Consider the following 24,313-nt stretch of genomic DNA (forward strand, 5'->3'; position numbering starts at 1 on the left):
ATTTGGCGAAAAAATAATCTATATTGCCTATGGATTTATCGAAATATCAAAAAGTTATTTCATATATTGAAGACTTTTAACTAAGTTACCTTCTTAAACAGGATAACTAGAAGAGTGCAGGAAAAAGGAGAAGAATGTATTTGTGCATAAAATGTTTATACATGCTAAGATGATTAAGCAAAAATCTTCTACATATCGTAAATAAGTATAATTCCCCTTATCATCTGTTCCATAATCTATCTGTAAACGTATCTCTGTTAAAAAAACAATTGATAGATAACTTTAAATTAGCCCTCTAGAAATAAGCATAAAGATTTCTTTTTAAACATATTTTTCTTGTAGCTATTTGTCTTAATACATAGACTCCATTTTATCCCGCATGTAAGGTGCCGTAAGCTTCCCACTTCAAGACCTGAGTTGATACAAAAGGGTCTAAGTGTGAGAAAACGGCCCCTAAATGCCCGATTCGTTCAACTAACATTTCTTGGGAAAAGCATTCCAAGAAATGAAGTTTCACTTTATACGGGACTATTGGCACTTCTGTAATAATCAAATTTTTACTATTATTAAATCTATCAGAATATTATGTATAAGGATAGGAGGTAAATTTAGCAAACGGTAAACGACTAAAAAATAAAGGGGGAGCACGTATGAAGTCTCATTCGACACGAAAACGTTCTTTTATTCTTGTATTTGTTATTTTACTCATATTTAGTAGTTTTTCTACGGTGCAAGCAATGAAACAATTACCTCAACCAGCAAAAAAGTCAGATTTTCTATTAAATAAGTTAACGGAAACAGAGAATTCTGATCAAGAAGTTCGAGTTATTGTCGAGCTAAAAGATCAACCTACGATTGAAATAGCGACAAAGAAAGGTATAACATTTAATAGCATGTCGGAAAAGGAAAAAAAGAAACTGGATAAAGATGTAAAGACGAAGCAAAAGTCGATTAAAGATGAGATCAAGCAAAAAAAAGTAACGGCAAAATATCTACAAGAATTTACCACTGTCGTAAATGGTTTTAGTGCAGAGGTAAAGCAGAAAGACATTGAAAAAATCCAAAAAATTCGCGGTGTAAAAAGAGTGCATATCGTAAATGAATACGAGCGCCCAATTGCCAAACCAGAAATGAAATATAGTAAAGAATTAGTAGAGGCACAAAAGGCTTGGCGGGAATATCAGTTCAAAGGTGAAGGGATGCTAATCGGTATTATTGATACAGGTATTGACCCGAATCATCAGGATATGAAAATATCGGATACGGAAACAGCTGCGTTAACCAAAGAAGCAGTTCAATCAGTCATTAAAGAAGAATCACTTCCAGGCAAGTTTTATTCAGATAAAGTACCTTATGGCTATAATTATATGGATAAAAATGAGGAGATAAGAGAGATTCACTCCAAAGCAAGTTACCATGGAATGCATGTAGCGGGTACAGTGGGTGCGAACGGAGACGGGGAGAATAAAGGAGTACTTGGAATCGCACCAGAAGCTCAATTACTTGCTTTAAAGGTATTTGGAAATGATCCGGAGATGCGATCAACATTTGGAGATGTTTATATAAAAGCGATTGATGATGCGATTAAATTAGGGGTAGATGCTTTAAACATGAGTCTAGGTTCACCTGCAGGTTATGTGAATAGCGATTCACCAGAGCAACAAGCAGTCTCACGCGCTGTTGAAAATGGAGTTCTAATGTCCATATCTGGTGGCAACTCAGCCTTATTTGGAGATGGATTTTCTTTCCCGTTTGCTACTAATCCAGATTATGGGTTAGTCGGTTCTCCAGGTGTTGCTACAGACTCATTACAAGTTGCTTCTTTTGAAAATACATTTATGGAAGTAAATAAATTAACGTATAAAATTGACGGTGAGGAGGACACGGCTGCATTCCTTTCAGCAGGTAATACAAACCCACCAACAGATGGTAGTGAATTTGCTGTCCTTGATGCTGGGCTAGGCCTTCCAGAAGATTTTAAAGGGATAGATGCAGAAGGAAAATATGCATTGATTCAGCGTGGAGGAATTACGTTTACAGATAAAGTGTTAAATGCACAAGCTGCAGGCGCTGCCGGGGTTATTATTTATAATAATACAGATGGTGTCGTCAATATGGCGACAGATTCAGAAATTAAAATTCCTCAGTTGTTTATGTTAAAAAGCGATGGAAATAAATTAGTTGAGGCAATTAGGCAGGAGCAATCTGTATCCATTACCTTTTTCGGAGAATCTGGAACGATGGACAATCCTGATGCAGGTAAATTGAGCGCTTTTTCTTCTTGGGGTTTAACACCGAATCTTGACTTTAAACCAGAAATTACTGCTCCCGGTGGACAAATTTATTCTACTTTAAACGATAATCAATACGGATTGATGAGCGGAACTTCCATGGCAGCCCCACATGTTGCGGGAGGTGGAGCATTAGTTTTACAACGTGTGGATAAGGAATTCGGCTATGAACAAGCTGATCGGATCAAGCTAGCTAAAAACTTATTAATGAATACATCTAAGCAAGTGACATTTGAAGATGAGCTTGTTTCTCCTCGGCGTCAGGGAGCTGGCTTGATGCAATTACATGCGGCACTGGCTACTCCAGTAATGGTAACAGAAGCAAAAACGAAAGAAGCAAAAGTAGCATTAAAAGAAGTTTCAGCAGATCGAGTTTCATTTGAATTAACAGCAGAAAACTTTAGTGATGAACCGATCAAATATGAAGTGGAAGCTAATGCTCAAACAGATACAACAGCAATTAGTAATGACAAGATTGTAACGGCTCCAAACGTTTTACCAGCAAATGATCTAGGTGACATTGTTAAAATTAATGGAAAGGAAAAAGCTTCTATCGAAGTACCGGCAAACAAGGCGATAACCTTTACCGTAACGATTGATGTAAGCTCTGTAGATGATTCATTAATAAAACGGTCTACGAATGGTTACTGGCTGGAAGGTTTCGTCACATTGACAGATCCGACAGACACACACCCGAAATTAACGGTTCCTTATGCAGGTTTTAAAGGAGACTGGAATCGTGCACCAATTTTCGATCGGCCTATGTGGGAGGATGACTCATTTTATGGTGTGACAGGTGTTGTTACATCGACCGGTAAAGACGCGGACGGTGAAATACAATACGACTTTTTAGGCAAGGACTTGGTAACTGGTAAAATTAATCCAGAAAAAATTGCATTCTCCCCAAATGATGATGGTGTTCAAGATGATGCATTACTTGTCTTATCGTTTTTAAGAAATGCTAAAAATGCAAAATTCACTGTATTAGATGAAGATGGAAAAAAAGTACGTACCATCCGGTTGGAGTCCGATATTAGAAAAGATTTTTATGATTCCGGTGCTGCAACATATCATTCTATTTCAGCAGCAAGAGCATGGGATGGAAAAATCAAAGGTAAACCTGCGCCGGAAGGTAAATACTATTTACAGGCAGAAGGGATTATCGATTATGAAGGAGCAAAATGGCAGGCTCTTAAGTTCCCAGTTATTTTAGATAAGACGCCTCCAAAGGTTGAAGCCTCCTATAGCTTTGATAAAGAGTTACTTACGGCTCATGTGGAGGATAACGAAGGCGGAAGTGGTGTTGCTTCTTGGGATGTTTTGGTAGATGGTAAATCGGTATTAAAGGAACCGTATGTAAATGGGGAGATAGAACACGCCTTACCAAATATAGACTCAGAATCGACTATTACGGTTGTTGCTACCGATTATGCCGGAAACAAAGCGGAAGCAGAAGCGGAAATAGTGGAACCAGATACAACCGCTCCTGATCTTCGTTTACAATCTCCGGAATCATTGAGTGTAAGCGATAGTAAGGAAGTTGTATTCTCAGGCTATGTAACAGATGAATCGGAAGTAAAAGAAGTAACCATTAATGGTGAGAAGGCAGAATTAACCTTTGATGAAGAGAAAAGACGCTATAATTTTTCTTTACCGGTAAAACATAAAAAAGACGATTATCATTTTGCCAAAATAAAAGCAGTCGATAGTCTTGGCAATAAAACAGAAATTGGACGCCGCTATTTCGTTGATAGCCAACCTGCCAAGTTAAGTGTAAAAGGAAAGAAGAAAACGAAAGCAAATACGATCATAGTGAAGGCAAAAGTCAGAGATAATTTTGATGACATCAATTTATTTGTCGATGGTGATCATGTATATACCCACGCCCTATCTCAACCGTACGGAAAATATCGTTTTAATGAAGAAATTGAGGTGGAGCTCGATCTAACAGAAGGAAAGAATGAATTTGAATTTAAAGCAGTCGATTTAGCTGGACATGAAACAGTCGCAACCTATACAGTTACTAAATTAGAAGATAAAAAGGAAGATGAGAATAAGCACAACGAAGAATACAGCTTTTTCGAATATATTTTTACTAAATTAGCATTATTATTTAGTTGGTTTTGGGAAATTTTTGCTTAAGTAAAGAAAGGATCCAGTATTTACTGCACCTCAAACGTAGATTGAAATCAGACTTTTGAGGTGCTTATTTATACCTAAATATAGGGAAGAATTCAAACTGATGATTGTGAGAGAGTGTAAGGAAGAGTTTAAAAAGGACTACAAAGATGGATAATGTTGCTTCAAGATTATTTAAAAGCTTCTATGTTTAGGGAGAAGTCTTTAAAAAAGGAAAGCATTTTAGATCAGAACCACTGGATTTATCCAGGTATCTTATAAAGATTGCCTTTTATTTGTTTACCATAAGATGAACAGTTTCTAAACTTGTTACTTACATAGCTTTTCTTTATAGTAAAAAATAAATTGAGAAAATCATCATTTAGGATAAGGAGCTTGCTAATGGGAATAGGTGAAAAATATGTACACATAATTAAGAAGCGATTTAAACATGTAAAAGAACAAGGAGATAAAACATTCGAACAGTTGGCAGAAAAGGATATTAACTGGGCACCAAATGAATTTTCAAATAGCGTTGCCGTTATTGTGAAACATTTGCATGGAAATATGCTTTCCAGATGGACAGAGTTTCTGACAACTGATGGTGAAAAGGGAAATCGGAATCGTGATCAGGAATTTATGGATACAATCGAATCAAAGCAGGAGATGATCCATAAATGGACTGAGGGATGGGATGTATTATTTGCAGCATTATGTGAACTAACTGAAAAAGATTTAAAAAAGCATGTCATGATTCGAGCAGAACCACTGTTAGTAATAGATGCAATTGAGAGGCAGCTTGCCCACTATTCTGCTCATGTTGGCCAAATTGTATATATTGGAAAACAGCTAAAAGGAGATAAATGGAAAAATTTAAGCATTCCAAAAGGAGCATCGAAAGAATATTTGCAATATATGAAAGATAAATATGAAGGAGGAGGTGGATAAATACAGTGGTTATATAGTCAAGAAACGCAGTTGACAAGAGAAGAGAACCGGATAACTAATAAGCACTTGCTTTCAATACGAAAGTTTTTAAATATTAAGCAGGATGTCGTAGAACTTATGATATCCTGCTAAATTTTTTTATTTTACTATAGGAAAGTATAAAATTTTATGGTTTATAGTATAAGAAAAACTACAGCTTTCGCTAAAGACTTGGCGATAAGCCAAGTTTTTCTAATAATAACCATTATAGAGATATTTTTAAATTAATATTTGTTAAAATTTACAAAATATTTACCCTTGGTTAATATTTAATTAATATACAATGTTTAGACTAATAAGTATATCAAAAATAATTTAGAAGTCCCCCAGTTAATAGTAGGGATGAAGTATATTTTTAAGATAACCCCTTTTTTAGTGCAATTGAAAACGAATATAGCGATTAAAACAAGTGAATAATAATTACTAAGGCACAATTTAATCTTGTACTATAGGAAAGTATAAAACTTTACGGTTTATAGTATAAGAAAAAGTTCGCCATAAAGACTTGGCGGTAAGCCAAGTTTTTCTAAGAAAGGGGTGGGAAGATGGCTATAAAAGTACCAAAAACATTGATTATCGTTCCAGCTTACAATGAAGAAGTAAGTATCGCTTCTACATTGAACAGTCTAATAAAATTAAAAAGAAACATAAAAAGCTTGGAAATATGTGTCGTAAATGATGGGTCCATTGACAAAACTGCAGATATTGTAGCAAGTTTTGATGTTGTACTGTTAAATCTTCCGATGAATCTGGGGATAGGCGGAGCAGTTCAAACAGGATATAAATATGCCTATAACCATGGATATGAGATTGCGGTTCAGTTTGATGCAGATGGTCAGCATAATCCCAATGATTTTCTAGAGTTAATTAAGCCAATCATAAAAAATGAAGAAGATATGGTTGTTGGCTCAAGATTTTTACAAAAGACGAGCTATAGAGGAAGTAAAACAAGAAGGATAGGAATTTACTATTTTTATTTAATTTTAAAATTACTAACTAACAAAAGTTTCACAGACCCAACTTCAGGTTATCGTGCTATAAATAGACGAGTAATTCGTTTATTTGCCCATAATTATCCTAAAGACTATCCTGAGCCTGAGGTTCTTATGCATCTGAATAGAAAAAACATGCGAATTAGAGAAGTAACCGCAAATATGGCAGCTCGGCAAGGCGGAGAGTCTTCAATAACATTTTGGAAAAGTGTTTATTATATGGGGAAAGTAACACTATCTATATTAATGCAATCAATTGTTAAGGAGTAATTTGTTCTATGGATATTACGTTTTTTAGTTTTATTATCGTATGCGCTCTCTTTATTTTAGTAATAGAATCGGTTCGTAGAGGGATCTTAGAAACGAGGGACTCCATAATTTGGATCTTTACCTGTGTACTGTTAGGAATATTAAGTTTATCCAGAGGATTATTAGAATTTTTAGCTGATTTATTAAATATAGTGTACGCTCCAAGTTTACTGTTTTTGTTTGGATTACTAAGTATTATTGTGATGATTTTTGATTTAACAAAGCGAATATCGAAATTGAACAATAAAGTATTTGTTTTGACTCAGGAATTTGCGTTACTTAAAGAAGAGTATCAAAAACAAGCTTCTAATCAGAGGAATAAACAAACATGAATTACTTATTGTTAATTATAAATATTATATTATTAGTAAGCGGGCAAATGTTATGGAAAGTAGGAGTATCGAAAATTGGAATAATGGGTTTGGGAAATATTATTTCAATTATAAAATCTCCGTATATTATTGGCGGGGGCATTATTTATGTATTGGCAACAGGCCTGTGGCTATATATACTTTCAAGAATGCCATTTAGTATTGCTTACCCATTTCAGAGTTTAGCATATGTACTAGGTGTTTTTATTGGTTTTTTTATATTTAAAGAGGTTGTAACGCCAATCCAATGGGTTGGAGCAGTAGTAATTGTATTCGGGGTGTATTTAATTGCAAGATAAATTTAATCATATACAAAAAAAATTAGCCTTATATATACTTGTAACAATTTTAATTGGATCAACTTTATTACATATTTATTATCTGATAGAGCATCCAGGGAGTAATTTCATAAAACCATCAAAAGAGGAAATTGAAGAGCAATTAAAAAATGGAGAAATAAGTGAACAGGTAGCTAAACTTAAGGAGCATACTTGGAAATATGGCAGCAGAGATGCTTATTTATATACTAAAATGGCAAACCAAATCATTGAAGATGGTATATATGGCTACAATACAGATTTAAAAAGTAACGCGTTTGTAACACCCGGTTTTCCGATGTTACTCGTTGTCTTGTTTCAAATTGCAAATTTATTGAATATGGAACAGATGACAATAGTAAAGGTATTTAATTTATTATTAAGCGTAGGGACAATATGGTTAGTTTATTTAATTGCAAAAAACGTCGTTAAAAGCCGTTGGGCAGGAGTTATTGCAAGCGGACTGTATGCAACTTATTTTACACCGCTGCATTTTTTTCGAACCGCTTTAACCGAAATAACAGCGATTTTCTTTTTTTGTTTAGCAACTTATATATTTATTATTGCAATCAAAACAGATAAAAAATATCTCCACTTATTGTTTGCAGTTATTTTCTGTTATAGTGTTATGATTAGACCAGTTATTGCACCTTTAGTTTTGATTGGATTTTTAATTATATCTATTAAGTATCGGTCCAATCTAAAGCAATGGTTAACTACTAGTGGAATTTGGGCTTTAGGAGCTTTTATTGTAATTGGTCCTTGGGTTATTAGAAACTTTATTCTTTTCCATGAATTCATCCTTTTTTCTACTCATTCTGGCAATAGTTGGTTTGCTGGTAGTAATCCATTTAATATTTATGATTTCTCTGATTATTTTAAGGAACAAAAGGCGTTAGGGTTGGACAGTAAAGAATATGCTTTGATGAAAATTAAAGAAGGTTTCCAAACTAACTTTGGATTATGGTTCGCTTGGTTTACTGTAGGGAAGACTTATGAATTGTTTAAGCTGCCTGATGCCATTTACTTTTATCCTGCATCTAATATTACTTTATATTTTAAAATTGTACATATTATTATTGTTAATACAGCCTTTGTATCATTATTTATTTCTATGTTTATTCGTAATAAAAGTATCGGTGCAATTTCTGGAATTGTTATCATGTATATTGTATTATCTAATTTGTTTTTAACGATCCCACGTTATGGATTTTTTATAATTCCAATAATGTGTGTATTAAATGGCTGTGTAGCAGTAACTCTTGTAAAGAAATTAATGAGCGCTGTTACGAATAGCAAATCTAATTATCAAATTTCATGAGATAGGTTACTTATAATGATTTTATTTTGTTGGCTAAAAGTTTATCCCGCATCTAAGGTGCTGTAAGATCCCACTTCAAGAGCCTCGAGTTGATACAAAAGGGTCTAAGTGGGAGAAAACGGAACCTAAATGCCCGATTCGTTCAAGGGTCTTTAGGTCATACCCTTACGGTACTAACATTCAGTAGGAGATGGAAGAAAACTCCTACTGAATGAAGTTTCACTTTATTGTAAAAAGGCTCTAGTGCGGTCATCTTGATTTTTCTGTTGTATGATTTAGTTTTTAGCCTAAAAAGGAATTTAAAATTTACAAATAATTTACTTTTTTCTAATATGATTTTAATAGTCTAAGTTTATAATGAAATAAACAGATGACATAAATTTTATTCTCAAATCTAGGAAGGAGAATTCATTTGCATATTAGAGGAATTGGTCATAGAGGCTATCCGGTTAAGTATCCAGAAAATACATTGTCTTCTTTCCAAGCCGCTATTGAACTAGGCTTTACACACATTGAATTAGATGTGCATCTAAGTAAAGATGGTATTCCTGTTGTTATGCATGACCATAAGATTGATAGAATGACTAATGGGAGTGGAGAGATACGTCATTATACGCTATCAGAACTACTACAATTTACAGTAGGAGAGTTTGAGAGAATCCCCACGCTAGAGGAAGTACTTCGATTAGCTAAAAATAAAGTGATTGTTTCTATAGAAATGAAAAATACTAAATTATATAATTGTATAGAAGAAAAAGTTTTTGCAATTATAAAGAAGCTTGACATGTTAGATCAAGTTTATGTTATATCATTTGACCATCAATCATTAGCAAAATTAAGAAAAATTTCTAGCGATATAAAAATAGGGCCGCTAGTAAATAAGTTAAAACGATCTCATTTTAGATTAATAGAAAAGCTTCATGCAACTTATATTGCTGTTAAGTATGATGGTTTAAAAGGAAAATATATTCATAAATGTGATAAATTAGGAATTCAAGTTGTAGCATGGACGGTAAATAGTGTTGACCAAATGAAACGCTTTAGAAAATATCCATCTGTACTTATAACCACAGATGAATTGGAAAAATATAAAACGTATGCTTATTCCACTGAATTTAACAGGGCAATTGTTTAACAAAATATATTAATGTGCATGTTCAAAAAGAGGATGAAAAAGCTTATTGTCGACTAATTAGCAATGTCCTTGAAAAAAACACTTTTTCTTCCTGCATATGTATCACGCTGAAGCTTTCTTTTTCTGTTGCAACGCTGACACATCAACACGTCCTGTGTGTTAAGTTCTGAGTGGTGCAGTGCACATGGTTATGAAACATGAACTACAAGAAACAGCCAATGAAAAATGGATGTGTCATTTTCACCGAACTTTTTGAACATCTTCCCAAAAAATAGAAATTGTACTTCAATGTTCTTTTGAGCATTTTGTTTTAAAAGGGAAGGTTATAAACTTTTGCTAAGTAGGAGGATCTCCGTGAACTACAGTAGTATTATTATATGCTTTATTGCAGCGATTGTTTTAACACCAGTTGTAAAAAAACTGGCTATTAAATTAGGTGCTGTTGATAAACCAAACCATCGTAAAGTTCATAAAAAGCTTATGCCTAGACTGGGAGGATTATCTATTTATGTCAGCTTTTTTATTGGTTTTTTGTTATTTCTTCCAAGTACGGCTCCTTTTTGGCCAATTGTTGTAGGATCAACAGTAATTTTATTTGTGGGTATATTAGATGACTTGTTTCAGCTTTCTGCAAAAGTCAAGTTAATTGGTCAAGTTATTTCAGCAATGGTCCCTGTCTTTGGGGGATATAGCATAGAATTTATAACGGTGCCTTTTGGAGATAAAATAGAATTTGGTGCAGCATCGATACCTCTTACTATACTTTGGGTTGTTGCGATTACAAATGCAATTAATCTTATTGATGGTTTAGATGGATTGGCTGCAGGGGTAGCCTCCATTGCATTATTAACGATATCTGGTTTAGCAATTTCAATGGGAAATTTACCTATAGCTTTAATTTCTTTAATGTTATTAGGAAGCACTTTGGGATTTCTAGTATATAATTTTCATCCTGCAAAGATTTTTATGGGCGATACAGGATCTTTGTTTCTTGGATATATGATCAGTGTAATAGCAGTTATTGGTTTGTTTAAAAATGTAGCTATATTTTCATTAATGGTGCCAATTATTATCCTAGCCATTCCAATACTAGATACGTTATTTGCAATTATTCGCAGAATTATTCATAAAAAACCATTGTCCTCACCCGATAAATCCCACTTACATCACTGTATCATAAAAATGGGATATACACATAGGCAAACAGTGATCTTACTGTATGCTATGAGCGGTTTCTTTAGTTTAGCAGGGATTATCTTGACTCGATCAGCGATGTGGGGATCGGTCATTATATTAATTTTGGCATTAATTATGGTAGAGTTACTAGTAGAATTAACAGGTATTATCAGTGAAAAATATCGACCGATTTTAAATTGGCTTGAGGGAACTAAATTGAAATTGAAATAAATTTATGTTATGTAAGTAAAATTTTGCTTTTCAAATACAGTTATCTTAAATTTAAGGTGACATATGACTCTACTTCTGGAGTTATCCTGAATTCGCAGAAGTCTACGCAGGAGATAATGGTACGTAATACTTGATTTGTTTGAAGCGGCAGAACAAGGAAAGCTACGACAGCGATACATTGCGGTTTTTCAAGGACGCCGAAATTTTAGTTTTTGTTCTACTTTAATCAGTAGGGGATGAAGCTCACTGAATAAAGTTTTATTTTATAGTCGGCAAGCTTGTAAAAGTAAATTATATTAGTTTGGGTGATATTTGTGAATACAATAAAAAGGCCATCAATAGATGAAATACAGCTTGCTAGAGCATTTGCCATTTTAGCAGTAGTGGTAGTTCATGCTTCATCAAGCGGAGTAATAAATATTCCTACAGATTCGGTGTTATTTCCAATATATAATTTTTTTAATATAGCTGGTAAATTAGGAACACCAACATTCATTATGTTAAGCAGTTTTGTATTGTTTTACAATTATTATCCTAGAAAATTGAGTATGGGATTAATGAAGCGGTTTTATATGAAGAGACTGAAGTTCATTTTAATTCCATATTTTATTTTTTCCTTAATCTATTTTATTATAAAAATGTATGTTTATTATGATTATCCTAGTTTTTCCTATGCAGTTAGCAGGTTTTTTACTTTATTAGCTTTAGGAAAGGCGCATACACACTTATACTTTGTCTTTATCAGTGTTCAACTTTATTTGTTATTTCCACTGTTTTTAATACTATTTAATAAATCATCATTTCTAAGAAAGCATGCCATCTGGATTGGTTTATTATTACAATGGGCATGGGTCATATTAAATAAAAATTATTTTCATATTCCATGGAAAAATTCTGTTTCACTTTCTTACTTCTCTTTTTATTTTATTGGGGCTTATCTTGGTATATATTATAATGAGATTAAACTTAAATTAAGAAAATCTATCTTTAGAGATCGTATCTTAATAGTGATAAGTACTGGATACGGGGCATTGTTAATTCTCTATACCAGTTATGTGTATGCTGTGCGCACGAATATATTTTCTTCTATTTCAAATAACATTCCAACAATTGTAAGTAATTATCTTGGAGAGTTTGCCTGGGCGACACACGCGTTATTTGCCGGATTATTACTGTTTTATTTAGCGCATATAGCAAATAAAACATTTAGTTTAAAAACTAAATCAATTTTTATGGAAATTGGTGCAACTTCATTTGGAATCTATTTAGTACACCCATTAATTCTAATGATTTTTAGAGGATTCATTAGTTCGGGAGCTCCGATAATCTATCACAGTTGGCAATTGATTACTTTTATGCTTGTAAGCGTACTTAGCTGGTTAATCGTTAGGCTTGTATACAAGTTTATACCATTCTATTGGGCTATCTTTGGAAAAATGGATCCGTTTCATTTGAGGTTAAATCGCACTAAGAAAGAAAATATATTGTTAAGAGATATTAAATAAAATGTGAACAAAGCTTTCAAGGTTTGTTCACATTTTATTTATGTCTTTAATCAGTTGAGTTTGGTTGGCATGCAACACAAAAAATACTGCTATCAAAAATGTAATATTAAAAATACCTTTTTTCCCTTATTAGGGTTATTTTTAGTTCTCAAAAGAAAAGTAAAAAAGTCGCCTAAACTGGCTATGCAAATTTGTTCGTAGCTGGAAATCTAAATCCGTTTCTACATTGTGGCTATCTTGTTTTGAAAGTAGCTTCGTCGTCTTGGCTAAGTGCTCAAGCTGTAGCAAACCCCACTGTTAATATTAGGCTTCTCCATCGCTGTAAGACCCCCCTTTAAAAAGTCTGTTTATTACGTTCCCGAACTTTAGGAGAGAAACTGCTCCTAAATTACCGATTCGTTCGAGCAACAGGACAGCGATACATCGCACGCAGAAAAAGCGTATTTCTTTTTCAAGGACAGAGAAGCTACGACAGCGATACATCGCACGCAGAAAAAGTGTTTTTCTTTTTCAAGGACAAGGAAAGCTACGACAGCGATACATCGCACGCAGAAAAAGCGTATTTCTTTTTCAAGGACAGAGAAGCTACGACAGCGATACATCGCACGCAGAAAAAGTGTTTTTCTTTTTCAAGGACAAGGAAAGCTAGGACAGCGATACATCGCACGCAGAAAAAGCGTATTTCTTTTTCAAGGACAGAGAAGCTACGACAGCGATACATCGCACGCAGAAAAAGCGTATTTCTTTTTCAAGGACAAGGAAAGCTACGACAGCGATACATCGCACGCAGAAAAAGTGTTTTTCTTTTTCAAGGACAAGGAAAGCTACGACAGCGATACATCGCACGCAGAAAAAGCGTATTTCTTTTTCAAGGACAAGTAAAACTACGACAGCGATACATCGCACGCAGAAAAAGTGTTTTTCTTTTTCAAGGATTTACGAACTTAGTATCTGATCTACTGTTTCAAGGAGAAAAACATTCCTTATATGAAATTTCACTTTATTCCCGTCAGAAGTTCTCCAGTTTGTACGTTGGTAACTGAGCACTTAGCTTGCTCTTGTCTTGAAAAACAAAAGCAAGCATCCTAATACGCTCTGGTTAAGAAAGCCTTCGTCATAATGAGGGACTATGCCTTTTAAAAAAAACACTTAACGCTAGCTCTGGTGTCTCACGAGCCTGATGTTGTAAAACCTGTACTTTTTCTTTAAGTATGTCAGTGTTTCGCTTATAACTGGATAGCATATTTTTTACTTGTTGATATAATGTTTGACCATTCCAGTTATCTGACTCTACATTTCCACCTATTGGCTGCTCACATAGCGAAGCAAAAGCATCTATTTTGGGATCATAAGATATTGCTACAAAAGGAGTATAGTTTATTGCTGCAAAAATTAATGAATGTAGACGTAGCCCGATCAACAGTTTAGATTCTCCAATCAATGAAATTTTAGACTGTAAGGATGTGTCAGCAGGTGATATATAGCTTTTTTCTTGCATTATTTTAGCAATCTCCTGCGATTTTATTTTATCATGTTTACCATGCATCGGTACAAAAACAATTCCATAACCATCTTTAACAAGTAGATCTAGACAATGAGCAAGTTTTTCGTTAAATGGATATTTAGTATGCCAATTACGAACACTTACAGTAATAAATTCTTCTTGGTTAAGTTCATTGATTGGTTGACAATTATGTTTATAATCGTGCGGATCTAACCCTAAAACAGGATCAGGTACAATTTTTGCCGGTTGTTTAATTCCGATATCATTTAATAAGTGTTGGGAGGCTTCATCACGAACGGTAATCTGATCAACTTTATTTAGAGTAGTTTTAACTAGCAACTCACTTAATAAACCATTTATTGGTCCCATTCCCTGAGCGTAAATAAAAACGGGTTTATTTAAAAGTTTTGCTAGCTTTATAATTCCTAAATAATACGGAATTGTAAAGTGTCCTGTTTTGTTTTGTAATAAGCTCCCTCCACCACTAATTAATCCATCAGACTTTTTTAGCGCTTGGATAATTTTATTTATGCTATTACGACCAACGGACTTAACATCATAAGTTTCTGATGTTTTTTTAGGGTTGTTTGATAAAACAGTGATCTTTATATCCGGCTGCAATTTTCTTAATGACTGAATAATCGAGAATAGTATTGCTTCATCTCCAACATTGTCGAATCCATAATATCCAGAAAGAACGATATGCATTATGCCCACCTCTTGCTAATCCATTTTTCAACTACAGGTGCACATTTTTTATATAAGAATATAAATAGCAGCCCAATAAAATAACCAATTATTATACTATAAGCTGACCTTAATAATGAAATATGCAATGGAATATGAATATGCGTAAAAGTATTCATTATTGATAAAAACCCAATTATCCCAGGTATTAATAGTAGCTTTCCTAATAGGCTTTTTGAGTTTATTATATAAATAGCCAGCAGATAAAGTGGAAAACCTATTAGAAATTCCTTCGTTCTTGGTCGGACATATAATAATTCTTCTAACGAGCTTCTAATCATTAGCTCAATGCCACTTACTACAGCATTGTTACCTGTACGAGTAATGTAATATAGCCCAACTATGCCAATTAGAGATAGTAAGGCAAGATGCCAGTATTTTACAGATTGGTTTAAAAGCTTCAAACCTTCTTTCCAAAGTAAATATACGCTTATGAAAATGATCGGGACTATATATACTAATTTAACGCCCCTAAATATTTCAAATCCTGTAATAAATTCGTTGCCATTTAATAATCCGATGACAATTAATATCCCTACAAAGGTAATACTTAGAGCTTTTAAATATTGTAATGATATATAGCGTATGGTTGTTCTCTGCAACTTTATTGTAGACAAAATACTAAAAATCGGCGCTATTATACCTATGATTAGTGCAAATCCTTGCAGTAATAATAATTTTTGGCTAACCAGATATAAAATAGCTAAACAGATCATAAATATACTGGCAGCAATAACAAGCATTTTACTTCTAAGTGTCGATACTGCTAATCCGGTGAATATGATACCTGTTATTAAAATGACGATTTGGATCCATTTTGATATATCTATTTCCTTAAAAGGTGATGGAGATCCACTATGATAATTCGCTGATAATTTTGTATGGACATTTTTAATAAAATGTTTAGCACTTTCTATACTCGCAATAGTATCACCATCTTCAAAACGAAAGAAAATAGAACGTATTTTCCTTTCTTTTACTGCTCTTATAGCTTGGTCAATGTTTTGTTCCATTGATTTATCATTCAAGTTAATACTATGGAGCCTAATCGTATCATAATTGGTTTGGCGAGCAACGGTCTGTATTCCTCTTTGAAGACTAAATTCGATGGTATAAAAACGATAGCCTGCTTTAGATAATTGGTTTGTCCATTTTTTTAAGTTATTAATATTTGGGTAGCCGATAACTTCTTGACCCGAAAATAAAATGTTAGCATTATATTTATTTTTTACATGGATAAGTTGATTTATTACTATTTGATTTAATGAATTCGTTGTATTTTCGATTCTAAAAATGGGATTCAAGTCATATTCTTGTACTTTGTCAATGATTTTTTGATTATATGCAATGTTATGTGATAAAAGATCCTCTTCTTTTTTAAAAAAATAGAAGTTATGATTTTTTATAGAAATTGTAGCTGGCTGTAAAAGTTTTTCGATTAAATTTCTAAAGTATGGGTCTTGCGGTGGTGTAATATAATAGCCTTGTTGTTTTACATTAATAGCGTCTTTTTGCTCGCTAAACAGTAATGCACTAGCTAATTCCTGCTCGCTAAAAATGTTGATTATACCTTGATCTTCCATCCAATTTAATGAGATTGGCGTTATGCTGACTGAGTTTAAACCAGCTTCTTTTAAAGAAGTAAGAATAGAATCGACCGTTAATCTTTCATCCTCAATGGCCAGTTTCTCAACTTCTTCATATGGAACGACTATTTCATATGTATTATTTTCAGATTCTACGTTTATTCTCTCAATGGTCTTTGGCAAAGTGATTAGTAATAATACAATTAAAATCATCCATATCCATTTACGTTTAAACATATTTTTATTATCCTTTCCAGCTGGATTATGAGCCATTTTAAAGATGGATTTTACTGCTTTTTTTATAATGAAACTGTCAACGACCTTGAATATAAGTAATTGCAATGTATATAATCCAGCCCCGGCTAAAATTGCCACGATTAGATATAGTAAAGCTTGCATACGTGACCAGTTTTCTATATTTATATATAAAAATGGTAATCCTATAACCAATCCCATTATAATTGAAGAGCAGATTATTTTTATTAAGGTTAATTTCATGAAAGAAAAAGGTCGATTTTTATAAATAAAGAAGGTGTTTATTAAAAATAAGCATAAGTAAACAATTAAAGTTGAAAGTGCTGCGCCGGTTAAGCCAAAAAGCTGAATGAAATAAATATTTGCTATGGATTTTATTAGCACACCAAAAATAATAATGGTTGCTGCTAATTTAGCTAAGTTCATTCCTTGCAAAATTCCTGTACTTAAAATAGTTAAGGAAGTAAATACAGAGCTGAATCCAATAATAGCTAACACCCAGCTTCCTTGTAAGTCCGTAAATAAAGCAATATTTATTGGGAGTGTTAAACTAAAAAGTCCCATTGCTGCTGGCCATGAAATAATATGTGTTACTCGTTGAGTTTTCTCAATAATGTTTTGAGCACCGTCCTGATCTCCTTGTACTAACTTTTTTGTTAATAAAGGTATTAGTGGTAATACAATGGATGTTGAAAAGACGGTTGCTATTTGAACGATTGAGAGGCCTCGTCCATAAATTCCATATAAATAATTAATATTTTTTTCACTTACTCCTATACTTCGTAATCCATAGGGGATAGTGAATGAATCAATGAAATTTATTAAAGCCATCGTTATAGCTCCAATAGCAATAGGGATGGAGAGCTTTAGTATTTTTTTACTCCATTTTGAAAATAATGGAAGAGTGTATTTTCTATTAGAAGACTGGTTTAAGTTAAAACGTCTATATCTGATCTTTAAATAGATAAGGGAAATAAACGCACCTGCAACGGAACCAGTCATAATCCATCCACCTATAGCTTCATCCGAAGCCTCTTTTTGCACGAAGTAAAATGCCGTAATAAGAATTAATCCTACTCGTACCAACTGTTCAATAACCTGTGAAATTGCTGTTGGTCTCATATCCCCAAATCCTTGGAAGTATCCTCTATAAACAGCCATGTATGGTGCTATTAGTAATGTTGCAGTTACGACTAGTAAAGCTGGCTTAATGGAAGTACCTCCTAATGCATTAGAAATCGGAGTCGAAAAGGTATAAATAAGGATAAAACTGCTGATTCCAAAAAGTAAAGCAAGAATACTTGCTGTCATGTAGATTTCTTTAATATATGTAAAGTTATTTTTTGCTCTTGCATCAGCAATTAGTTTTGAAATTGCAATTGGAATTCCTGCCACCGAAAGGGTAAGAGAAACCATGTAGACTGGATAAACAAGGCTAAAAATACCTAATACCGTATCACCAGCTATATTTTGTAAAGGTATTCGAAAAATACTGCCTAGAGCCTTTGAAATGAATGTAGCAGTTGTTAGTAAAATTGTACTCTTTACAAAGGCTGATTTACTCATGTAGTTTTCCCCTTTAGTTTCTGTTTGAAAATTTTAATAGCAAATTGCGGCAGAACAAGCATCCGTTTCCATCGACTAGGTTGCTTCATCAGACGATAAAGCCATTCTAAGTTTAATTTTTGAAATAATACAGGTGCACGCTTCACTGTCCCGGAGATTACATCAAAGGAGCCGCCAACCCCTATGAAAATCCCATGTTCAAAATAAGAAAAATTGCTAGCAATCCAATTTTCTTGTTTTGGAGAACCTAATGCAACAAAAGTTATATCTGGTTTTAATTGCATTATTCGTTCGGAAATATCATTTTCCTCCCAATTAAAGTAGCCATCTTGAGAACCAACTATTTTAATATTTGGATATTCCATATTTATCTTATCAATTGCTTTTTTTAATGTTGTTTGTTTCGCACCGAGTAGAAAAATTTTATACGAATTGTTGTTGGCAATTTTTAATAATTCGATCATTGTATCGTAACCTGTAACTCGCTCCGGTAAAGGCTGTTTTAATATTTTAGCCGCTTTAACAATTCCTATTCCATCAGCAACGACAAAAGTAGCCAGTTGAATATGTTGCATGAGTTCCCTGTTTTTATTAGCTCTCATTACAATTTCAGGATTAGCCGTAATAACAAAAGTTTTTTTCTTTTTCTCAATACGTTCCTGTAATAACAAAACGAAAGATCGTTGATTAGTATTTAAAAAGGGAACATTCATAACGGTTACAAATTCCATATTTATTAAACTCCTTTATGCTTAAGCAAAATTTGGCTCCATTTTAGTCTAGATTATCTTATGCATGATGAAGCCATCCATACATATATTAAATCGCAGTGATTTTGAACTTGTTTTTAATTGTAATTTATTTATCCTATATCTAAGGGGTAACAAGACACCCGTTTCAAAGGTTGTAGAGAATACAAAGAAATCTGAATGGAAGATAGCAGAACCTAAATGCCCGATTTTTCGGGAGACAGAACAAGGAATGCTGCTTGAATAAACGTCGCGATTTTTCAAGGACAAGAAAAAACCACGACAGCGATACATCGCACGCAGAAAAGAGCTTTTCTTTTCAAGGACATGGAAATCTACGACAGCGACACTTCGCACGCAGAAAAGAGCTTTTCTTTTCAAGGACATGGAAATCTGCGACAGCGACACTTCGCACGCAGAAAAGAGCTTTTCTTTTCAAGGACATGGAAATCTACGACAGCTACACATCGCACACAGAAAAGAGCTTTTCTTTTCAAGGACATGGAAATCTACGACAGCGATACATCGCGGTTTTTCAAGGATTTGATCACAAAGGCGTTTGCAACAAGATGTTTCGATGTTAGCCTTTATTATGCTCCTATCAGTAGGGGAGAAAGAAAGCCCCCCTAATGAATGAAGATTCACTTATTAGTTTAACTTCTAAGCAGTCGAATTAAGATAATTTTGATTTGTAATCTCCGTTTAATTTTTAATCAGTAATAATTGATCTGTATTAAATATACAATAAGAATCTAAAACCTTTATTACCTCAAACTTTTGGTATAAGTAAAGTGCATTTGAACACATGCTTCTTGTTGTCTTCTAATAGTATGTATTTAGGTGCATTTAATGTTTTTTAAGTGGCTAAAGCTATTAAATCTTATTGTATCTTATTTGTCTTTTGCTTTCTATGAGTAGATAACTCAATTAAAATGATTTACTTTTGCACCTAATAGAGCTATCCATTCGAAAATATGATACAGCTTTCAAACCATATAACAAGAGCATCATTTGCTGTTCTACAGTAAGAAGTCGGGTATTAATAATTCTTGCTTCTTCTTTTGCCGTTATTGCTAATGATCATGGGTATCTGAATTACCCGCAATACTCTTCATTTATCCATGAGGTTGCTGTTTTGAGTAGTGCCCTTGTTCTAACTAATACGTACATAATCTATTAAAGAATATTATTTGTTTAAACAAAACAATAGTAGTATATTTTAGAAAGAATTTCAGTAAAGTTTACAGATAATTTACATTTTTTACGAAAACTTAACAGTAGAAGGGGGGGTTATATGGTATTCTATTAATGAACTTAAATAAAAGCGGGGATAAAAATTGCACATACATGTAACTGCCTTTCATCTTTTTAAACATTAAAAAAGCACCCTGATTAACGAAGGTGCTAGATAATAACTTTTTCTTTCTTTGTTTCTTCTGTACGTGTAATGTATTTTGCTAAGTGAATACTAGAATTTCCTTTTGAATATTCATTCCATGTATTTGCAAATTCTTGAATTCTTTTATAATCGAACTTATTGTTTTTAATTGCCAAGATAATAGCTTCTGTTGAAAATACTACGGGACCAGGGACTTGATGTTCATAATCGCTAATTAGCCCACTTTTAATTCTGTATTCTTCCATATCATACGCGAAAAAGACCATTGGCTTTTGCAGCAATGCAAATTCAAATGGGATGGAAGAATAATCTGTGATTAATAGATCTACAATCAGCAAGAGCTGATTCGTATCATAGAAATCCGATACATCATATACAAAGCCTTCATATTGTTCACTAATTTTATAGGTTATTGCAGGATGTGGTTTTATAAAAAGAACATATTCATCTGAAAGTTCACGATACAATTTATCTATATTTAATTGCGATTGATAATTGGACAGTTGATTACTGCGAAATGTAGGTGCGTATAATATAATTTTCTTATCTTTAATGCTTGGATGTTTTTCTACCATTTCATTGTAAACATGTTCCTTCATTGAATAATCAAATAAAACATCAGACCGCGGTATTCCAGTTCGAAGGATGCGGTTATCAGTCAGACCAAAGCTTTCTTTAAAAGTCTTAGCCATCATTTCGGAACCTACTACAGTATAATCAAATTTACTGTATACTTGTTTAAAACGTTTAATTGCTTTTTGGGATCTAACCTTATTACTAGGATCCAATAAGCCAAATTGCTTTATGGCTCCACCTGCATGCCATAGTTGAATACATGTCACATCTTGTCTAAAATTGCTAGCAGCCAAAAAACCGTAATACGTATCTACTAAAATTGTAGTAGCTGTTGCAAGATGATAGATCGATTGAACATAGGCAATTGGATGACGTAAAGTAAAAGGAATGACGGTTGTATTTAGTCCGTTAAAGCGATATTTACATGAAGCCGTTTTTAGTATAACCATTTCTTCATTGGATAATTTCGTCATTGCTTCCATTGTATAGAAAATATTATCTCCAAAAGTAGCCACACCAACAGTCTTTCTTTTCAGTGGAAATATCTTAAAGAAATTAAAGAGTATACGGAAAACAAATAAGTATACGCTTATAATAATTTCTTTAGCCATTTTTCGCCATGTTCAAATCAGTTTTAATTTTTGTTGTTGAGATTCCGACTGTTCTTGGTAAATAAATGACTTCACAGTACTCCTTTAAAAAGTCAAATTTACCTGTCCAATCATCCCCCATAACAAATACATCAATATCGTGTTTTTTAACATCTTCTATTTTTTGTTCCCACGTATACTCCGGGATAACCTCATCTACATAGCGAATGGCTTCCAAGATAGCCTTTCTTTGTTCAAAAGTGTAGTATGCTTTCTTTCCTTTTAGAGCATTAAACTCATCTGCTGAAATGGCAACCACCAAGTAGTCCCCATACTCCTTTGCGCGACGTAGTAAATTTATATGACCTATATGCAGTAAATCAAAAGTTCCGTAAGTAATTACTTTCTTCATTTTAAAACCTCCCAAAAAGTAAACAAGTGTAATATAATATATTATAACATTTTTTTTTTATAATTCATCATTTTTGTGATCACTTTAAATTAACTAAAAAGATAGAATAGAGGGTAAATAGATTTAATATATTAGTGAATACTGTATGTTGGAAAGAATATTTTTACAATAAAAAGTAAATAATTGTAAAAAAGAATAAAAATGTAGAAAGAACAATTCAAGTTATGTTATTATCTCATTGGATGTGTTCTGAGACTTACCCCATGAAAAAGTAAAATATAATAGTAAGATTAAACTTATTGCATGAAAAAGAGGGATTTTAATGACGATATTGGTAACTGGAGGAGCTGGCTTTATAGGAAGCCATGCTACTGTAGAATTATTGGAAAGTGGTTATGACGTTGTTGTTATAGATAATTTAGTAAATAGCGATATAGAAGCAATAAAACGAGTTAAGGAATTGACTGGGATAGATTTCCCTTTCTATCAATATGATTTGTTAAGTTATAAACAATTACAAAAACTATTTAAAACTTATAAGTTTGAGGCAGTTATGCACTTTGCAGGTTTGAAAGCAGTTGGAGAGTCAATAGAAATTCCTATAAATTATTATCACAATAATATTACTGGAACGATTAATCTATGTAGGGTCATGGATGAATATGGGGTTAATAAATTGGTATTTAGTTCATCTGCCACAGTATATGGAAATCCTAGTACAGTACCTATTTATGAGACATTTCCTTTGTCTGTTACTAATCCATATGGTCGTACAAAATTAATAATAGAGGAATTTTTAAAAGATTTGTCTGCTTCTAATCCAAAATGGCGAGTTGTATTATTACGATATTTTAATCCTATTGGGGCACATGAAAGTGGTAGAATTGGGGAGGATCCTAAGGGGATTCCTAATAATTTAATGCCTTATATTACCCAAGTTGCTATTGGAAAAAGAGACAAACTAAAAGTTTTTGGAAATGACTACAACACTCATGATGGTACAGGAGTAAGAGATTTTATACATGTAGTTGACTTAGTAAAGGGTCATATAAATGCTTTGAATTTTTTAGAAAAAACTATAGGAATTGAGATATTTAATTTAGGGACGGGCCAAGGTTATAGTGTACTTGATTTAATAAATACATTCAGTTCTGTTACATCAATAGATATTCCTTACGAAATAGTTGAAAGGCGCCCAGGTGATATAGCTATATGCTATGCTAGTCCGGATAAAGCGAAAAAAATATTAAAGTGGGAGGCTGAAAAAAGTTTAAGAGACATGTGTAAGGACTCTTGGAATTGGCAAATAAATAATCCAAACGGGTATAGATCATAATAAGTTAAGATAGATTGAAGGAGATAATTATGTTTGTAATATATAAGGAAATGTGGATGCGTAGAAAAATGATCCACGAACTCTCCTTACAAGAAATAAAAAGGGAGTATGCAGGTACACTTCTAGGTTTTATCTGGGGGTTAGTAAATCCAATGATGAGAATTGCAGTTTTTTGGTTTGTGTTTTCAATTGGCGCTCGTGCTGCTGTTCCTATTAAAGGTGTACCTTATATGGCCTGGTTAGCAATTGGTATGACTGCATGGTTTTTTCTTAATGATGGATTCCGACTTTCTCAGAAATCTTATCGGAGTAAGCGTAGCATAATAAAAAATACGCCATTTCCTATTGTAATACTTCCTACAGTACAGGTAGTATTTTCATACTATAAACATTTAATTTTACTTACTGTAATATTTATTGTCTCTGCTATAACGTTTGATACTTTATCCTTTTGGTGGATTCAAATTTTATATTACGATTTTGCAGCAATTTGCTTGTTAGTGGGAATAGGTTCTGTTGCTGCACCATTGGTTGCAGTAAGTAAGGATTTTGGCAGTTTTTTGGATACTGTGTTAGTGTTTCTTTTTTGGATGACTCCAATTTTTTGGTCACCTGAGAATTTAGGAGCTATAGAAACTTTGGTTAAATTGAACCCTTTCCATTATATTGTTCAGGGTTATCGCGATTCAATACTATTTGGAGTTGGATTTTGGCAATCTCCAAGATATACTGTATACTTTTGGCTATTGGTTATGATTCTATTTATTTTAGGAAATTACTTTTATAAAAAGATGAAACCAATATTTCTTGACACTCTATAACTATTTATTAGCGAAAAGA

The 24,313-nt window shown here is 33.2% G+C and carries 18 protein-coding genes; 13 read left to right on the forward strand and 5 right to left on the reverse strand.

The features are described 5' to 3' along the window. Nucleotides 1-650: 650 nt before the first annotated feature. The 10 genes from KQI21_RS16470 to KQI21_RS14870 all read left to right on the forward strand — a co-directional run bounded on the left by KQI21_RS16470 (nt 651) and on the right by KQI21_RS14870 (nt 13,796). Nucleotides 651-4,433: a S8 family serine peptidase gene (locus KQI21_RS16470; protein ID WP_301281762.1), complete on the forward strand. Its 3,783-nt coding sequence runs from the start codon at nt 651-653 to the stop codon at nt 4,431-4,433. 378 nt (nt 4,434-4,811) lie between these two features. Then, nucleotides 4,812-5,357 carry a DUF1572 family protein gene (locus KQI21_RS14830; RefSeq protein ID WP_216485008.1) on the forward strand — a complete coding sequence of 182 codons (546 nt, stop codon included), beginning with the start codon at nt 4,812-4,814 and terminating at the stop codon, nt 5,355-5,357. Between the two features lie 584 nt (nt 5,358-5,941). Continuing rightward, complete coding sequence (locus tag KQI21_RS14835) at nt 5,942-6,658, forward strand: glycosyltransferase family 2 protein (RefSeq protein WP_216485009.1); 717 nt, start codon at nt 5,942-5,944, stop codon at nt 6,656-6,658. A gap of 8 nt (nt 6,659-6,666) precedes the next feature. Then, nucleotides 6,667-7,029, forward strand: a complete 363-nt coding sequence (locus tag KQI21_RS14840) for a DUF2304 domain-containing protein (RefSeq protein ID WP_216485010.1) — start codon at nt 6,667-6,669, stop codon at nt 7,027-7,029. Then, nucleotides 7,026-7,367, forward strand: coding sequence for an EamA family transporter (locus KQI21_RS14845; protein WP_216485011.1), 342 nt, complete (start codon nt 7,026-7,028; stop codon nt 7,365-7,367). The genes KQI21_RS14840 and KQI21_RS14845 overlap by 4 nt, the downstream gene beginning before the upstream one ends. Beyond that, nucleotides 7,357-8,706 carry an ArnT family glycosyltransferase gene (locus KQI21_RS14850; RefSeq protein ID WP_216485012.1) on the forward strand — a complete coding sequence of 450 codons (1,350 nt, stop codon included), beginning with the start codon at nt 7,357-7,359 and terminating at the stop codon, nt 8,704-8,706. Before KQI21_RS14845 ends, KQI21_RS14850 begins: the two co-directional genes overlap by 11 nt. Nucleotides 8,707-9,118: 412 nt before the next feature. Next, the gene (locus KQI21_RS14855) at nt 9,119-9,841 is read left to right on the forward strand and encodes a glycerophosphodiester phosphodiesterase (protein WP_216485013.1); all 723 of its coding nucleotides are present in this window, start codon (nt 9,119-9,121) and stop codon (nt 9,839-9,841) included. Nucleotides 9,842-10,195: 354 nt separating this feature from the next. Then, on the forward strand, nt 10,196-11,248 hold the full coding sequence (locus KQI21_RS14860; protein WP_216485014.1) for a glycosyltransferase family 4 protein: 1,053 nt from the start codon (nt 10,196-10,198) through the stop codon (nt 11,246-11,248). A 314-nt stretch (nt 11,249-11,562) separates the two neighbouring features. Further along, the gene (locus tag KQI21_RS14865; RefSeq protein WP_216485015.1) at nt 11,563-12,753 is read left to right on the forward strand and encodes an acyltransferase; all 1,191 of its coding nucleotides are present in this window, start codon (nt 11,563-11,565) and stop codon (nt 12,751-12,753) included. Between the two features lie 497 nt (nt 12,754-13,250). Next, nucleotides 13,251-13,796 carry a hypothetical protein gene (locus KQI21_RS14870; RefSeq protein WP_216485016.1) on the forward strand — a complete coding sequence of 182 codons (546 nt, stop codon included), beginning with the start codon at nt 13,251-13,253 and terminating at the stop codon, nt 13,794-13,796. A 71-nt stretch (nt 13,797-13,867) separates the two neighbouring features. Here the strand turns inward: KQI21_RS14870 and csaB are convergent, their stop codons facing one another. From csaB to KQI21_RS14885, 3 genes are read right to left on the reverse strand one after another with little or no spacing between them, the layout of a single operon-like run. After that, nucleotides 13,868-14,965, reverse strand: coding sequence for a polysaccharide pyruvyl transferase CsaB (csaB, locus tag KQI21_RS14875; protein WP_216485017.1), 1,098 nt, complete (start codon nt 14,963-14,965; stop codon nt 13,868-13,870). Next, on the reverse strand, nt 14,965-18,411 hold the full coding sequence (locus tag KQI21_RS14880; RefSeq protein ID WP_216485018.1) for a DUF5693 family protein: 3,447 nt from the start codon (nt 18,409-18,411) through the stop codon (nt 14,965-14,967). The genes csaB and KQI21_RS14880 overlap by 1 nt, the downstream gene beginning before the upstream one ends. Next, nucleotides 18,408-19,142: a WecB/TagA/CpsF family glycosyltransferase gene (locus tag KQI21_RS14885; RefSeq protein WP_216485019.1), complete on the reverse strand. Its 735-nt coding sequence runs from the start codon at nt 19,140-19,142 to the stop codon at nt 18,408-18,410. Before KQI21_RS14885 ends, KQI21_RS14880 begins: the two co-directional genes overlap by 4 nt. A gap of 257 nt (nt 19,143-19,399) precedes the next feature. Between KQI21_RS14885 and KQI21_RS14890 the strand changes: the two genes are divergently transcribed. Next, entirely contained in the window at nt 19,400-19,744 is a 345-nt protein-coding gene (locus tag KQI21_RS14890; RefSeq protein WP_216485020.1) for a hypothetical protein, read from the forward strand. An 820-nt stretch (nt 19,745-20,564) separates the two neighbouring features. On the opposite strand, the gene KQI21_RS14895 is transcribed toward KQI21_RS14890, so the two are convergent. Together KQI21_RS14895 and tagD are read right to left on the reverse strand one after the other, a co-directional pair. Continuing rightward, the gene (locus tag KQI21_RS14895; protein WP_309245564.1) at nt 20,565-21,650 is read right to left on the reverse strand and encodes a CDP-glycerol glycerophosphotransferase family protein; all 1,086 of its coding nucleotides are present in this window, start codon (nt 21,648-21,650) and stop codon (nt 20,565-20,567) included. Nucleotides 21,651-21,738: 88 nt separating this feature from the next. Next, nucleotides 21,739-22,137 carry a glycerol-3-phosphate cytidylyltransferase gene (gene tagD, locus KQI21_RS14900; RefSeq protein WP_077318448.1) on the reverse strand — a complete coding sequence of 133 codons (399 nt, stop codon included), beginning with the start codon at nt 22,135-22,137 and terminating at the stop codon, nt 21,739-21,741. A 322-nt stretch (nt 22,138-22,459) separates the two neighbouring features. On the opposite strand from tagD, the gene galE reads away from it, so the two are divergent. Together galE and KQI21_RS14910 are read left to right on the forward strand one after the other, a co-directional pair. After that, the gene (gene galE, locus KQI21_RS14905) at nt 22,460-23,473 is read left to right on the forward strand and encodes a UDP-glucose 4-epimerase GalE (protein ID WP_216485022.1); all 1,014 of its coding nucleotides are present in this window, start codon (nt 22,460-22,462) and stop codon (nt 23,471-23,473) included. Nucleotides 23,474-23,502: 29 nt separating this feature from the next. Next, nucleotides 23,503-24,294, forward strand: coding sequence for an ABC transporter permease (locus tag KQI21_RS14910; protein ID WP_216485023.1), 792 nt, complete (start codon nt 23,503-23,505; stop codon nt 24,292-24,294). Nucleotides 24,295-24,313: the final 19 nt, after the last annotated feature.

This window comes from Virgibacillus proomii, from assembly GCF_018916875.1.
Taxonomy (GTDB): Bacteria; Bacillota; Bacilli; order Bacillales; family Amphibacillaceae; genus Virgibacillus; species Virgibacillus proomii_B.